Source organism: Paenibacillus sp. 102 (assembly GCF_039549175.1).
Classification (GTDB): Bacteria; Bacillota; Bacilli; order Bacillales; family Bacillaceae_G; genus Bacillus_A.
Map to the genome: position 1 here is coordinate 376,420 of NZ_JBCGHT010000003.1, position 14,380 is coordinate 390,799.

Below are 14,380 nucleotides of genomic sequence, written 5' to 3' on the forward strand. Positions count from 1 at the left end.
TTTTTTTATTGCATACGTTTTTTTACAATAAAACTGTGATTTTATGAAGATAAACAGTCAACCTCTCACGCCCGCAGTGAATACAAAAAGCAAACAAGTAGGCTAGTAAGAGTTATCCAGTTCCTTAACATGGGCTTTTTTCTTATACACTAACGGAGCAGGTTACTAGAACAAAAAAATTATTAACAGTAAAAGTAATATGCAAATTTGGATATTAGAGTTTATTCTTCCATGTAAGAATTCCTCCTGACATTCTAGCAAAAAGGTAGTATACTAATGGTTTGCAAGATAAGGATTTTGAGTGGAGGATACAAGTTGAGTAAGATAAAAGTAGAAATCACAATTATAGGAGAATACTCTACGTTTGATGGATTAGTCAGTGAAGCGGAGAAACTCCCTAAAACAAACAGAGAACATTTCAGAAAAGTATTGAATTTGCTTAAGAAAGAGGCGGAGGACGAGAAGTTTTACTTCCTTTCCACAGGAGCATTCAAAGGCACAACCTTCGGATACATATTCTTTACAGATACAAAGGTTATCCTCATTGAAGTAAGGCCCCCATTTGGTAAGTTAAAGACTCATGTATATGAGTATAAGAAATACGACGAAGTGGACTACGACATGACGGAGACTCTTGGTATTACCAACAATATGATTTACCTTAACAAATCAGGATTATTTGGTAGCAAAAAAGATAGAGTAACACACATCTCTTCACCAAAGTTCATAGAAATATATGAATTTATGAAAATGCACATTAAGTAATATTGTGTAAAAAAGACAGTCTATGTCCTCGATAATGGGGGTTTCCTTAAATAGATCAAGCAACGCCTGCTATTCTGAAACAGGCTACAAAACTTTGAAGCTTGAGGCTTATTTACATCCTCAAGCTTTTTCTGAACCAAATGTTACATGATAGGTTTATCCATTTGAGTAGCTAAAAAAGTACCATCGTCGGCAACTGTTCTTAATTTGAAAGAAAGGAGAGTTGCGTGGTAACAGCTGCTGCTCTGTGCTTTCGCCAACTTTTCTTCTCATTAATTTTTTTACAACAAAATACAGAACTGCAAGAGCCACTGCAGTAATAGAAAAATATAAGATATGAGTAAGTGGTGAAAAAAGTATATACAAGTATTGAAAAAAGGAACCTATGTAGGTTCCTTTTTGTTATTTATCACAAGCTAATCCGTCACCATCTCTATCTAACTTAGAGGAATAAGCAGGGTGATCTCTTGTGATATTTGAGAATCCAGCTGCTTTGGCTTCTTTACAGCTTTTAAAATTGTAGTTTCCTTGAGGGAGATTATTGTTTGGTTGTTGCTGTACACTTTGTTTTTGCTGAGCTTGCTGTTTTTGTAATTCTTCTTGCTTCTTTTGCTCTTCTTGTTGTTTTCGTAATTCTTCTTGTTTCTTTTGCTCTTCTTGTTGCTTTCGTTGTTCCTCCTGTTGTTTTTGTAATTCCTCTCGTTTATGCTGATCGTCAAGTTTCTGTTGTTCGCTATCTTTTTTAGTAGCATCTGTATCTACAACTTTTGTTGTTGAGGCTGCTTTATTTTCATTTTTATTATCTGCCATTCCGCTAATTCCAGTTGTGAGAATATATAAATAAACAATACATGCTACAACTATTTTCCATTTTGTATTAGAACGGAAACCAAGAATTTTTCTGTACCATTTACGACGTACCTTATGTATTTCAATAGATGTATTATTTTCGATAAAGCGCTCGATGTCTTTTCCTTGTTCCGTTGGGATAAAACGAAATGGTGTTCCTAATCCTTTAAACTCGAATACGGATTTAATAGCAAAGTGATCTACTAGAACCGTAGAATAATCAATAAAATAGTATTTAGCAATGCTGACAACATCATTTACAACTTTATTGTACTTGAATAATTGAATATGGTCAGTTGCTACAGCGGCATAACCAGTCTTCATACTTTCTAAGTTGGTAGAAACGATAATGGGTGTACTTCCATACTCTTTTTGATACTTTTTAGCAATTGCTTGTTTAGCAAGAGTAGATTCATTAGGCTTTTTCTTTTTCTTACTCATTATTTAGATCTCCTATCAAATTTCACATAATAACTATTGTGTATATTAACAAAATGTAAGATTATTGTTTATTACGAGTACAAGTATAACAGGTTTACAAGGAATATATTATGAAAAGAATGTTTGATATATTCTGTTTGTAAGAAAATAAAAAGAGACGCCTATTCATCGTTTTCATCTACTAATGTTAGTGATACTTTCAACTCTAAAAGGGCAAGCTGGCTAATGCCAGTGGAATTCTTGCTACCAATAGCCAAGTTCATTTCTGATATCACTGATGATGCTAGTTTACGAAGAGGACAAGAAACGTTATAGAAATATTGTAGGGGATGCTGAGTGGGTATCGTTGGACGATATGCATAATCATCTCAGAAGGGCTTGGAATAGTTTTCGATGCGAAGGAGAGATTACTTCAAATGTATTAACGATTAAGAAATGGGAAGGTATATCTATTTCTGCTGGGAACGCGCTCCAAAATGTCATAAAATTATTCGTGATTTTTACGATAAATATGGCTATCCAATTAGTAAACATATTAACACAAAGTGGTCAGCAGATTTCATCTATATCATAATGAAGCCGTTAGAATGGTTTTTCTTACTCGTATTGTATACAGTAGATAAAAAACCTGAAAATAGAATCTATATTCAGTATAGTGAACTGAGGAAATAATCATTTTATTTATATACATAAAGTAAATCCCTCACTCTTAGAGTGAGGGATTTTATAATTATTTCGCTATTATAGTAGTTTTGCTCGAAGGGATACTCTCGTTATGCAACCGATCCAAAGCAGTCACCGCATACGTATACGTCTCACCAGACACAGCTGTCTTATCTACATAAATTTCCCCAGGTTTTGTTTTTCGTACAGTAGTAAGTAAGTTTTCAGCTTTTTGAATGTCAACGTCATTCTTTTCATCTACTCGATAGATTGCATAATACGTAGAATCATTATTTCTATTATCGATGATTCCTAGGGCAATACCATCATTTCTTGCAATGGCACCTTTTAAAGTAGGTTGTTTAGGTGGATCGTGATCTAGCCAAGGCATGGGCGGAATTAATGCAGGGTGTTTATAAATCTCACTTTGTAGTCGGTCTTTTATTCCTAATGGATTGTTATTAATATCTTTTAAGCTAAAATGCATGCTACCTTTTATTTGTGAGTATTGATGATTTAATGCAATTTGCCTTGGATATTCTTCAGGATCTGACCAAGCGGGAACAGAGTTATTATTAATTTTGTATGCTGCTTGTCCGATATATAGGTGAATAGGCTGGTTTACAGTTTCTTTCACCCACCAATCTAATAATATGTCATATGCTGCAGGTGCAAAACCGATATTCCAATAAACTTGTGGTGTAATATAGTCAATATATCCTTTTTGAATCCATTCTCGTGTGTCAGCATATAGGTCATCATAATTTCTTTGTCCGGCAGTTGTATTAGAACCGGTTGGATCATCAGCTATATTCCGCCATACACCAAATGGACTAATTCCAAATTTGACATAAGATTTTTCTTGTTTAATAGCGGTATTTAAACCACTAACAAGTTGGTTGACATTATCGCGACGCCAATCTTCAATGTCAGAGAATTTTCCATTATTGTAAGCTTCATAGGTGTTCTGGTCTGGAAATTCCTCCCCGACTATCTTATAAGGATAAAAATAATCATCCATGTGAACAGCATCAATATCGTAATTTTGTACGACTTCTACTATTCCTTCAGTTATAAAGTTTTTCACTTCTGGAATACCGGGGTTATAGTATAGTTTTCCTCCATAGGATACAATCCAATCGGGATGTTGTTTTGCGGGATGATTTTCTGCTAGTCGGTTTATATCTGTATGGTTCATCGTAATTCTGTACGGATTAAACCATGCGTGAAATTCAAGATTTCTTTTATGGGCTTCTGCAACCATAAATGCAAGCGGATCATAGCCAGGGTCTTTACCTTGTACACCTGTAAGATATTCGGACCAAGGACCATATTGGGAAGGATAAAAAGCATCGGCGGTTGGCTTAATTTGCACAACAACTGCATTCATACCTACATTTTTTACATCATCTAGTAGTTTGATAAACTCTTGTTTCTGTTTTTCGATAGGTAGACCAGCTTTTGAAGGCCAATCAATATTGAGCACAGATGCGATCCATGCGGCACGTAATTCATGTTTTTGATACGTAGTGGGTACTTCAGCTTGTGTGGGCCTAGAGGTTATGAACAGGAAGGGAATAATCAAGATGACGCTACAACAACTCATTAATAATCTTCTAAAAATCATCGTACGCCTCCTTACATATTCTATTATCGAGACTACTATATCACGTGAATATAAGATTCACAATTGAGAAAGTAGGGTACTGAAACTTTTATTTCATATAAAAAATATTTTTGCTGAAATTTCATTTCATCAGAACTAATTTGTCTACATTCTTCATATGATTTTTAATAACGTGAAACTTCCTTTCAATGGTGGTTTGACAGTCCTTGAAAAAGGATGAAAATTACTTAAAGCATATAGGAGGATTATGAAATGAAAGTTCTGTTTGTATGTTCTGGAGGAATGTCCAGTTCAATTGTTGTAAACGCTTTAAAAAAAGAAGCCGAGAAGAGAGGAATCAGTATGGACGTGCACGCAATTGGCACGAGTGAAGTGGAAGGAGAAGTGAAAAATGGCTGGGACGTTGTAATGGTTGCTCCGCAAGTAAGGCATAGATTTGATGCAGTGAAAAAAATAGCAGATGAGCAGTCTGTTCCTTGTGGTGTGATTCCGCCGCAGGCTTATACACCACTTGGTGGTCCGACGTTATTAAAAACAGTGCAAGAACTCATTCATTAGGAGGGAGAGTAGTATGAATAAGTTTATCTCGTTTCTTGAGAATAACTTATCTAGCCCAATGGCGAGGCTTTCTGAGCAAAGGCATTTACAAGCAATTCGTGATGGTGTAATTTCAGCATTACCGTTTATTATTGTAGGAAGTTTCTTTCTAATAGTAGCGTTTCCGCCTCTTCCAAAGGATAGTTTTATTTCACTATGGGCAGCCAAGCATCAGACAAGTATTTTAATACCGTACCGGTTAACGATGTTTATTATGTCGCTTTATATCGCCTTTGGTATTGGATATAATTTAGCGAAAAGTTACAAATTAGATGCATTATCAGGAGCGCAGCTTGCAGTTTGTTCCTTGCTCCTTACATTGACACCTGAATTAATCGATAAGAAAGGGTTTATGCTTCCAATGACAAACCTTGGGGGGCATGGGTTATTTGTTACAATGATTGTTTCCATTTTATCGGTTGAGATTTTAAGATTCTGTAAGACGAAAAATGTGATGATTAAGATGCCAGAGCAAGTACCACCGTCTGTATCTCGTTCTTTTGAAGCACTTATACCTGCTGCTTTCGTTATTATTATTATGAGTATTATTACTGTTGTTTTTAGCATTGATTTACACCATTTAGTTGATAAGCTAGCTGCACCATTAGTAAAAGCTGGTGATAGTTATTTTGGAGTTATTCTACCTGTGTTTCTAATTACATTCTTCTGGTCATTTGGTATACATGGTGTTTCTGTTGTTGGGACAGTTGCCCGTCCTTTATGGGAAGTTTATCTTGGTAAAAACTCTGCTGCAGTTGCAGATGGAGCAACCAGTATACCATTTATTGCACCGGAACCATTATATCAATGGTTTATATGGATTGGTGGTTCCGGAGCTACGTTAGGACTTGTATTAGCCATGATTGTCTTCGGTAGATCAAAATATTCTAAAGCGCTATCAAGAACGTGTATTGTACCTGGGATTTTTAATATTAATGAGCCAGTTATATTTGGACTTCCGATTGTATTAAACCCGATCTTAATTATTCCTTTTATTATTACACCGCTTGTGACTGCAACCATTGCTTATACCGCAACTGCAATGGGACTTGTGACTGCGACTTATATTATGCCACCGTGGACATTGCCAGCTCCAATTGGTGCATATTTAGCGACGGGTGGGGACTGGAGAGCTGTTGTATTAGTCTTCATTAATATAACAATCTCATTCCTTATTTATCTGCCATTCTTTAAAATGTACGATAAAAATATGATTGAAATCGAAAAAAGCGGTGATGACGAGCAAGATTCTGTGAATGTGTAAGAATGAGAAATACGAAGAAATCATACAGACATGTATTTGAGTGATAGGCAACTAGTCTATCACTTCTTTCATGATTAAAGGTGAAACGAATCCATTTTATCAATAGAAGAAGGTGAAATGAAATGAGGATAAAATTCAGTTATAAAGGTGTGTTTTTGTTACTATTTGTAGTGATCTGTTCAAACCTTCTGTTTACGCCTCTATTAAGAATGTTAGATGTATCACAGATATATAGTATATGGATTGTGACGAGTATTTCGGCAAGTATAATGCTAACAATTGTTATATCTTTTATAGATGGTACGTATTCATCAAAAGTACAACTAATTGTTAGATTTGTATCTTTTCTAGTTGGTTGTACGTTTCTTACCTATATGATTGTCTTTTAAAGAAATGAAGAGGTGATACTATGTATATTGTTGGCTTAATGTCTGGTACATCTTTAGATGGCATAGATGCTGCCCTTGTCCAGATTGAGGGAAATGGTAAGGATACAAAAGTAGAACTCATTCATTTTATTACAGCACCGTTTTCAAGAGAAGTAAAAAGTGAAATTCAGCAAGCACTGTCGATAGAGAATTCTAATGTAAAACTTATATGTAGTTTGAATTTTAAACTCGGACAATGTTTTGCGGATGCAGTGAAAATAGTCTGTAAACAATCTAATTTTCCAATAGAACAATTAGATTTAATTGGCTCGCATGGTCAAACAGTTTATCATCATCCTGTTCAAGAGGGAAAGATGGTTCCATCAACACTACAAATTGGGGAACCTGCAGTAATAGCCTATGAAACAGGAAAAACAGTCATTTCAAATTTTCGAACGATGGATATGGCGGCTGGTGGTCAAGGAGCTCCGCTTGTTCCATATTCAGAACTCATTTTATATAGAGACCAAAATAAAAATCGAGTACTCCAAAATATTGGCGGGATAGGGAATGTAACCGTCATTCCAAGCCGAGTAGCTAAACAAGAAGCGATTGCCTTTGATACGGGACCAGGAAATATGGTGATAGATGAAGTGTGTCAGCGATTATTTCAGCAGTCTTTTGATAAAAATGGGGACATAGCAAAACAGGGAAATGTGATAAATGAAATGCTTTCCTATTGTATGAAACATCCGTTTTTAGAAATTTCACCACCCAAATCAACAGGAAGAGAACAGTTTGGAAAAGAGTTTACAGATGAATTGTTAAAGCGATTTAATGGGTACAGTAAGGAGGACATTATAGCTACTGTAACAATGTTTACAGCAAACTCGATTGTTCATCATTATCAAAAATTTATTTTTCCTTATTATCATATTGATGAAGTTATTCTTGGCGGAGGTGGAAGTTATAATAAAGTACTTGTAGAAATGCTAAAAGAGAGTTTGAAAGAGGAATCTTGTAAGGTATTTAAACAAGAAGAACTTGGGTATTCATCGGAAGCAAAAGAAGCAATAGCTTTTGCTGTGTTAGCAAATGAAACATATCATCGTAATCCAAGTAATGTACCAAGTGCTACAGGGGCAAGACATTCTGTTGTTTTAGGTAATGTAACATTTCCTCCAATTGTGAGGTAAGAAAAAGCGGGTGGAAAGATGAAATATATGATTGGTATAGACGGTGGTGGGACAAAAACAGAAGCGGTTGCTTTTGATCAAGGTGGTAAAGAAATAACAAGAAGTATGAGCCGCTTCGGAAATGTTTTACTAGATTACGAGAAAGCCCTATCACATATTATGGAGGCAATTGATCAATGTCAACAAAGGTTATCTAAAGAGGATTGCGTTTGTATTTGTTTAGGGCTGGCAGGTGTGAAAAGTATAGATATGAATGCGTTAAAAGAGCGTTTAAAAACGAAATATCAAACAAATATTGAAATTTATGATGATGCAGTAATTGCGCATGCCGCTTTATTAGGAGGAAACGATGGTATTTTAACAATAGCGGGAACAGGTGCTATCTGCTTAGGGAAAAAAGGAGAAAAATATGAGTATAGCGGAGGATGGGGCCATATATTAGGAGATGAAGGAAGTGGGTATTGGATTGCTTTGCAAGCGTTAAAAAGGATGACAATCGAGTATGATAAAGGTGCTCAATTTTGCAATCTTAGCACAGCAATACAAAAGCAAGTTCCTATCCATACACCATTTGATATAAAACAACTTGTATATTCCTCACAGAAAGATCAGGTTGCTGCGATTGCTCCTCTTGTAATAGAAGAAGCAAGGAAAGGTAATGATGATGCGCTCAAAATTATATTAAAAGCTAGTGAAGAATTAGCCAGAATTACAGTTGATGTGTATAAAAAAATGTCATTTGAAGTACCAATTTCAATTGCAGTGAAAGGTGGAATATTGTGCTCTGTACCAGAAATATATGCTGAATTCAAGAGGTGTTGCGAAAAGTATATGAATGAAATAAATTTTATTCAAAATGAAATCTCATCAGCAAAAGGAGCTTATTTTTTGGCTGCAAAAAAATCTACGTTATTTTAAACATAGTTTTCAATATAGCAGTCTCGTTTTAAAAATGAATATTTGGTATTATTTACAAAGGTAGGTGTTATATGGATTTCAGGATTAAAATATGGATTTTTTTATTTAGAATGTTATTTCCGATTTTCTTGCTTATCGTATGTATGAATATTATAGCCATTATAGGAATCGATAAGGTTCCGGTGCATAAACCGCAAGTTATAATACTTGTAAGTTTGTTTATAGTCTGGTCAATAGGATATATTTTACAATATATTAAATCCGTACGTGTTATTGCATGGAAATTGATAGGGATTACAACGGTATCAAGTTTCATATTTTATCGTATCGCTTACTTCTATGTCACTTATGCTTGAAGATTGTATTGAAAATAGTAAATAGAAAGCGAATGATTATATGATTCATATCAACCAGTTTCTGTATGTAATAGGCGCTTATATGGCTGGAAATGTATTAACAGCATATATGATTATAAAATGGAAATATGGGATAGATATTCGAGAAGATGGTAGTGGAAACCCTGGTGCACGGAATATGGGGCGTTTATATGGGAAAGGATATTTTATTGCTACATTTTTAGGGGATGCGCTAAAAGGTGCAATTGTTGTTTATATAGCAAAAATTTTATTTGGTGAGTCTATATTCCCATTACTGTCGTTACTAGCAGTTGTTATAGGTCATATATATCCAATTTTCTTTAAATATAAAGGTGGAAAGGGAATTTCGACATTTATTGGCGGACTGATTGTGTTCAATTATTTAATAGCGCTTACTCTGGTGTTTGTATTTATTTTGTGCTATTTAATTTTTAAGAGTTTCACAAAGGCCGGTTTAATTACAATCGCTTGCTTACCACTTTGTATGATTACATATTCGTATTCTATGGTAGCGATTGTATTAAGTGTTTGTATTATTATATTGATTTTGTACGCACATAGAAAATAAAGGGGATTAAAACATGGGGTTAATGTATAAAGTTGCTAATCAAACTTGGGAATTTGAAAGTATTCATAAACTAAATTATAAAACATTTGTAGAAGAAATTCCGCAGCATGAACAAACAGAAGAGCGCATGCGTATAGATTTGTTCCATGAAGAAAATACGTATTTAATATGTTTAGACGGTCAAAGATTAGCAGGGATGGTTGCGGTGCGAGGAAAACGACCATTTTCTTTAGATAGTAAAATACCTCAATTAGATGAGTGGTTACCAGAACGTGGTGATCGTGTATATGAAATTCGTTTATTAGCTGTGGAGAGAGAATATCGAAACGGAAGAGCTTTAATCGGATTGATTCGATTTTTGCATCGCTATTTGCTTCTAAATGGGTATGATTTAGCGCTCATTTCAGCAACAACACGTGAGTTGCCTCTGTATAAGCAAATGGGATTTTGTCCGTTCTATAAATTAGTCGGTACGGAACAAGCATCGTTCCAACCGATGTATGTAACACCGAAAATATTTGAACAGTCTAGCATTGCAAGTCTTGTGACGAAAGGATATACATTTTTACCCGGACCCGTAGAGATCGCAGAAAATGTCCAGCAAGCATTTGCTTCTAATCCAATTTCGCATCGTTCCAATCAATTTAAAGTTGCGATGGGAAATGTCAAAAAACGATTACTACAAATGACAAAAGCAAAGCATGTGCAAATCATGCTTGGAACAGGGACATTAGCAAATGATTCAATCGCTTTACAGCTAAAGTTATTAAAGGGACGTGGATTAATTTTAACAAATGGTGAGTTTGGAAATCGTTTAATCAAGCAGGCAAATCGAGTAAACTTATCGTTTGATACATATGAACGAGAAATGGGAAAACCATTTATATACAATGAAATAGAGGAGTTAATGAAACATCAAGAGTATGAATGGATATGGTTTGTTCATCATGAAACGTCCACCGGTATGTTAAATGATTTAGAAGCGTTAATTGGAATTAGTAAAAGGTACGGTATTAAATTATGTGTAGATTGTATTAGTTCTATTGGAGCAATCCAATTCTCTCTAGAAGATGTGTATTTTGCCAGCGGAGTTAGCGGAAAAGCGATTGGAGCATACACGGGCCTATCTTTTGTATTTTACAATCATATTGTGAATGCAAATGAAACATTACCTACCTACATGGACATAGGAATGTATGAGGAAAGCGGGAGTGTACCGTATTCACAATCTTGGAATTTAATATATGCGTTACAAGAAGCGCTAAAGAAATTTGAAGATGAAGCCGAGTATGAGAAGATATATCAAACATATGCTTTTATTGAAGAAACTGTTACCAATATGGGATTACAACTTGTATCTCCAAAAGAGCATGCTTCATCTATTATTCTTACAATTGCATTAGATAAAGAACTTTCTTCTAAGGAAATAGGAGATTCATTAGCATTACAAGGATTTATTATTCATTATGAATCATCCTATTTACAACAAAATAATTGGATTCAAATTGCTTGCTTAAATCAGTATAAAGAACGTGAAATGAAAAGGATGCTGGATTGCTTACGAATGTATGTAGAACAAGTCCATGTATAGTTAACAGAGAAGACGGTTATGACGACCGTCTTTCTTATTTCATGTATTATACATGTGCCGAGCCAAATAAGGATTCCATCTTTATTTTCCCCTTTTCTCGAATTTCTGCATCTGTATGTACCTTGATATATCTATGTGCCCAGGCGATTGCGATAACGTCATCTAACAGGCCAATTCCGATAATAGCTGCTAAGTCTGGAATGAAATCGATTGACCATACATAATAGGACAGCGCAGCTAATATAATTATCTTGGCTTTAGCAGGCAACCCGTTCTTTTTTAAGGTGTAATATAAAATGAAGCTCTCATACACACCGGACTTACCTAATTGGATTGCACCTTTTTTTAGTTTTTTCCATAGTTTCTGCTTCTCCATACAATCACTCCTCATTTTATTTTTTCGCTCATATTGTAAATGCATATTTAACATTATGTGAAAACATGTAAAAATATAGATTTTTTAAAAGGATAGACAAACAATCGACAAAATAACCCTTTTTATCGTTTCTTTCTTGTTGTTCATTCTCATAAGAATAAAAAGGAAGAAGAGGATAGGAGGAGAAAACATGTAGGGGGGTGTTTGATGTAATAGCAGATATTATTCTGTTTTATCCGAGGACTGACGCGAAATTAAAATATCATATTGCGAAGCTAAGTGAACAAAAATGGTTCCGAGATGTACATGAAGATACAAGATATACAGGGCTCATTTGGAATAATCGAAAAATCAAGAAGTTTATTTTGACGCCTGCTAATATGAAATTGCTAACAAAATCAAAAGAGAAACAGAAAGAACTAATCCAAATCATTCATAGTGAGTATGAAAAAAGGAGATAAGAATTATCTTATTTTTTATATTTAGCGTAACAAATGGTACAATGAGAGCTTAATGTGAAAAATAAGGAAAAGAAGTGATCTGTTTGAAAAATTTTTTAGAGTTAGGAATTAGTGAAACATTTAATCATACATTACGTGAGAACGGGATTGCTGAAGCAACGCCAATTCAAGAGCAAGCAATCCCTGTTGTTATGGCTGGAAAAGATATAATTGGACAAGCAAAAACTGGTACAGGTAAGACACTTGCATTCGTCTTGCCAATTTTAGAAAAAATTGACCCTGAGTCAAGCGATGTACAAGCTTTAATTGTTGCGCCAACTAGAGAATTAGCACTGCAGATTACAACTGAAATTGAAAAGATGCTTGTTCATAAAGAAGATATCAATGTTCTTGCGATATATGGTGGACAAGATGTAGCACAGCAAATGAGAAAGTTAAAAGGAAATACACATATTGTTGTAGCAACACCAGGACGTCTATTAGACCATTTACGCCGTGAGACGATTGTATTATCAAATGTTTCTATGCTTGTGTTAGATGAAGCGGATCAAATGCTTCATTTCGGATTTTTATATGATATAGAAGACATTTTAGAAGAAACACCTGAGAGTAAACAAACAATGCTGTTTTCAGCGACGATGCCAAAAGATATTAAAAAGCTTGCGAAGCGCTATATGAAAGAGCCTCAGGTGATTCAAATTCAAAGCGAAGAAGTAACGGTGAATAATATTAAGCAACGTGTGATTGAAACGACAGACCGTGCAAAGCAAGATTCATTGCGCCATGTGATGGACCGTGATCAACCGTTTTTAGCAGTTATTTTTTGCCGTACAAAGCGGAGAGCAAGTAAGTTATATGATGATTTAAAAGGGTACGGTTATAATTGCGATGAACTTCACGGTGATTTATCACAAGGGAAACGTGAACGAGTAATGAAGAGTTTCCGAGATGCAAAAATTCAATACTTAATCGCAACAGATGTAGCAGCTCGTGGATTAGATGTAGAAGGTGTAACGCATGTATTTAACTATGATATTCCGGAAGATGTAGAGAGTTATATACACCGAATTGGCCGAACTGGCCGTGCGGGTGGATCAGGACTTGCCATCACATTTGTTGCGCCGAAAGATGAAATGCATTTAAAAGAGATTGAAAAAGGTATTGGTACAACATTGCAGAGACAAGAACTGGAATTACCTGTACATCAAGCAACTGCAAAAAATGAACAAAAGAAAAAAGAACACACAAAGAAACCAAAGAAAACAGGTCAATATCGTCAAAGAGATAATCGCGAAGGATCCCAAAACGGTAAACAGCGATCATTTCATAAACCAAGTAAAAAGAAAAGTAGTACAAAGCAAGGTCAGCAAAGAAGAGGCCGATAATGCGGAGTATGTGTTAAGAATGAAAAGTCGTTTTCCTTTCTAGAAAGGAAAACGACTTTTTTTATTGTTGTGCTTCAACACGGAAGGATAATGTAATCAGGACGTTGTATACGTTAGGAAAGGAATTAACGGTGTCTGGTGTGAAATAAATTATTTCATTAAGAATGAAACTTTTTTATAGGAGACACATATATTTATAACAGACCGACAGTCGGTCTAGATGAAAGGAGTTTCTTTATGAGGGTTGTAAAAGAATATGAGGAGCGAAGAAATGAAATTTTGGATATCGCAGAAAATCTATTTATTTCTAAAGGATACACGAAAACAACTATAAATGATATTTTACGAGAAATCGGTATCGCAAAAGGAACTTTTTATTATTATTTTAAATCAAAGGAGGAAGTAATGGATGCTATTATCATGAGGATTGTAACTGCTGATGTAGCGGCAGCAAAAAAGATCGCTTCAAATCCAAAGATTCCAGTAGTTGATAAATTATTTCAAATTTTAATGGTGCAAGCACCAAAATCTGGTGGGAATAAAGAAAAAATGATCGAGCAATTCCACAAGCCAAATAATGCAGAAATGCATCAAAAAAGTTTAGTGCAAGCTATTTTACATTTAGCGCCTGTTTTAACGGAGGTAATTGAACAAGGGATTGATGAGAAAATTTTTGTGACTGCGTATCCAAGGGAAACAATAGAAATTTTAATTGCTTCAGCACAAGTTATATTTGATGAAGGATTGTTTCAATGGCAGCCTCATGAAGCAATGCAAAGAGCAAAAGCGTTTATCAATATGATGGAAACGACTCTTGGAGCCCGAAAAGGAACTTTTAATTATATGCTAGACATTTTGATGAAACAGTCTTAGCATAATTTTTTTGAAATTTATTAGACCGACAGTCGGTCTAATATTCTGCTGAAAGGTGTGT

At 34.9% G+C, this 14,380-nt stretch carries 14 protein-coding genes and 1 pseudogene; 12 read left to right on the forward strand and 3 right to left on the reverse strand.

The genetic code is table 11. From position 1 onward, the window contains the following. The first annotated feature begins 315 nt into the window (after positions 1–315). A complete protein-coding gene (locus tag AAIE21_RS11095; protein WP_343266812.1) occupies positions 316–765 on the forward strand; it encodes a PH domain-containing protein in 450 nt (149 codons plus the stop codon). Positions 766–1,167: 402 nt separating this feature from the next. On the opposite strand, the gene AAIE21_RS11100 is transcribed toward AAIE21_RS11095, so the two are convergent. Beyond that, entirely contained in the window at positions 1,168–2,055 is an 888-nt protein-coding gene (locus tag AAIE21_RS11100; RefSeq protein WP_343266813.1) for an excalibur calcium-binding domain-containing protein, read from the reverse strand. Between the two features lie 462 nt (positions 2,056–2,517). Here AAIE21_RS11100 and AAIE21_RS11105 point away from each other — a divergent pair. Continuing rightward, positions 2,518–2,727: pseudogene (locus AAIE21_RS11105) on the forward strand (DUF6688 family protein); the annotation flags it as partial. Positions 2,728–2,785: 58 nt separating this feature from the next. Here the strand turns inward: AAIE21_RS11105 and AAIE21_RS11110 are convergent. Further along, positions 2,786–4,345, reverse strand: a complete 1,560-nt coding sequence (locus AAIE21_RS11110) for a glycoside hydrolase family 10-like protein (protein WP_343266814.1) — start codon at positions 4,343–4,345, stop codon at positions 2,786–2,788. Between the two features lie 252 nt (positions 4,346–4,597). Here AAIE21_RS11110 and AAIE21_RS11115 point away from each other — a divergent pair, with 252 nt between their 5' ends. From AAIE21_RS11115 to AAIE21_RS11145, 7 genes are all read left to right on the forward strand, one after another. Further along, entirely contained in the window at positions 4,598–4,903 is a 306-nt protein-coding gene (locus AAIE21_RS11115) for a PTS sugar transporter subunit IIB (RefSeq protein WP_343266815.1), read from the forward strand. 13 nt (positions 4,904–4,916) lie between these two features. Then, positions 4,917–6,206 carry a PTS sugar transporter subunit IIC gene (locus AAIE21_RS11120; RefSeq protein ID WP_343266816.1) on the forward strand — a complete coding sequence of 430 codons (1,290 nt, stop codon included), beginning with the start codon at positions 4,917–4,919 and terminating at the stop codon, positions 6,204–6,206. Positions 6,207–6,328: 122 nt separating this feature from the next. Beyond that, on the forward strand, positions 6,329–6,595 hold the full coding sequence (locus AAIE21_RS11125) for a hypothetical protein (protein ID WP_343266817.1): 267 nt from the start codon (positions 6,329–6,331) through the stop codon (positions 6,593–6,595). A gap of 20 nt (positions 6,596–6,615) precedes the next feature. Continuing rightward, complete coding sequence (anmK, locus tag AAIE21_RS11130; protein WP_343266818.1) at positions 6,616–7,770, forward strand: anhydro-N-acetylmuramic acid kinase AnmK; 1,155 nt, start codon at positions 6,616–6,618, stop codon at positions 7,768–7,770. 18 nt (positions 7,771–7,788) lie between these two features. After that, the gene (locus tag AAIE21_RS11135) at positions 7,789–8,688 is read left to right on the forward strand and encodes a BadF/BadG/BcrA/BcrD ATPase family protein (protein WP_343266819.1); all 900 of its coding nucleotides are present in this window, start codon (positions 7,789–7,791) and stop codon (positions 8,686–8,688) included. Between the two features lie 396 nt (positions 8,689–9,084). Then, positions 9,085–9,633 carry a glycerol-3-phosphate 1-O-acyltransferase PlsY gene (gene plsY, locus AAIE21_RS11140; protein WP_343266820.1) on the forward strand — a complete coding sequence of 183 codons (549 nt, stop codon included), beginning with the start codon at positions 9,085–9,087 and terminating at the stop codon, positions 9,631–9,633. Between the two features lie 13 nt (positions 9,634–9,646). Further along, the gene (locus AAIE21_RS11145) at positions 9,647–11,224 is read left to right on the forward strand and encodes an aminotransferase class V-fold PLP-dependent enzyme (RefSeq protein WP_343266821.1); all 1,578 of its coding nucleotides are present in this window, start codon (positions 9,647–9,649) and stop codon (positions 11,222–11,224) included. A gap of 46 nt (positions 11,225–11,270) precedes the next feature. Here the strand turns inward: AAIE21_RS11145 and AAIE21_RS11150 are convergent, their stop codons facing one another. Continuing rightward, positions 11,271–11,600, reverse strand: coding sequence for a YkvA family protein (locus AAIE21_RS11150; RefSeq protein WP_343266822.1), 330 nt, complete (start codon positions 11,598–11,600; stop codon positions 11,271–11,273). Positions 11,601–11,800: 200 nt separating this feature from the next. Here AAIE21_RS11150 and AAIE21_RS11155 point away from each other — a divergent pair, with 200 nt between their 5' ends. The 3 genes from AAIE21_RS11155 to AAIE21_RS11165 all read left to right on the forward strand — a co-directional run bounded on the left by AAIE21_RS11155 (position 11,801) and on the right by AAIE21_RS11165 (position 14,319). Further along, positions 11,801–12,061 carry a hypothetical protein gene (locus AAIE21_RS11155; protein ID WP_343266823.1) on the forward strand — a complete coding sequence of 87 codons (261 nt, stop codon included), beginning with the start codon at positions 11,801–11,803 and terminating at the stop codon, positions 12,059–12,061. Between the two features lie 74 nt (positions 12,062–12,135). Beyond that, positions 12,136–13,446: a DEAD/DEAH box helicase gene (locus AAIE21_RS11160; RefSeq protein ID WP_343266824.1), complete on the forward strand. Its 1,311-nt coding sequence runs from the start codon at positions 12,136–12,138 to the stop codon at positions 13,444–13,446. A 237-nt stretch (positions 13,447–13,683) separates the two neighbouring features. After that, positions 13,684–14,319, forward strand: coding sequence for a TetR/AcrR family transcriptional regulator (locus tag AAIE21_RS11165; protein ID WP_343266825.1), 636 nt, complete (start codon positions 13,684–13,686; stop codon positions 14,317–14,319). Positions 14,320–14,380: the final 61 nt, after the last annotated feature.

Bases quoted from the DNA above. Each gene is read 5' to 3' on its own strand.
- AAIE21_RS11100 (WP_343266813.1), bottom strand. From the start codon at position 2,055: ATGAGTAAGAAAAAGAAAAAGCCTAATGAATCTACTCTTGCTAAACAA.
- AAIE21_RS11110 (WP_343266814.1), bottom strand. From the start codon at position 4,345: ATGATTTTTAGAAGATTATTAATGAGTTGTTGTAGCGTCATCTTGATT.
- AAIE21_RS11115 (WP_343266815.1), top strand. From the start codon at position 4,598: ATGAAAGTTCTGTTTGTATGTTCTGGAGGAATGTCCAGTTCAATTGTT.
- AAIE21_RS11120 (WP_343266816.1), top strand. From the start codon at position 4,917: ATGAATAAGTTTATCTCGTTTCTTGAGAATAACTTATCTAGCCCAATG.
- AAIE21_RS11125 (WP_343266817.1), top strand. From the start codon at position 6,329: ATGAGGATAAAATTCAGTTATAAAGGTGTGTTTTTGTTACTATTTGTA.
- anmK (WP_343266818.1), top strand. From the start codon at position 6,616: ATGTATATTGTTGGCTTAATGTCTGGTACATCTTTAGATGGCATAGAT.
- AAIE21_RS11135 (WP_343266819.1), top strand. From the start codon at position 7,789: ATGAAATATATGATTGGTATAGACGGTGGTGGGACAAAAACAGAAGCG.
- plsY (WP_343266820.1), top strand. From the start codon at position 9,085: ATGATTCATATCAACCAGTTTCTGTATGTAATAGGCGCTTATATGGCT.
- AAIE21_RS11145 (WP_343266821.1), top strand. From the start codon at position 9,647: ATGGGGTTAATGTATAAAGTTGCTAATCAAACTTGGGAATTTGAAAGT.
- AAIE21_RS11150 (WP_343266822.1), bottom strand. From the start codon at position 11,600: ATGGAGAAGCAGAAACTATGGAAAAAACTAAAAAAAGGTGCAATCCAA.
- AAIE21_RS11165 (WP_343266825.1), top strand. From the start codon at position 13,684: ATGAGGGTTGTAAAAGAATATGAGGAGCGAAGAAATGAAATTTTGGAT.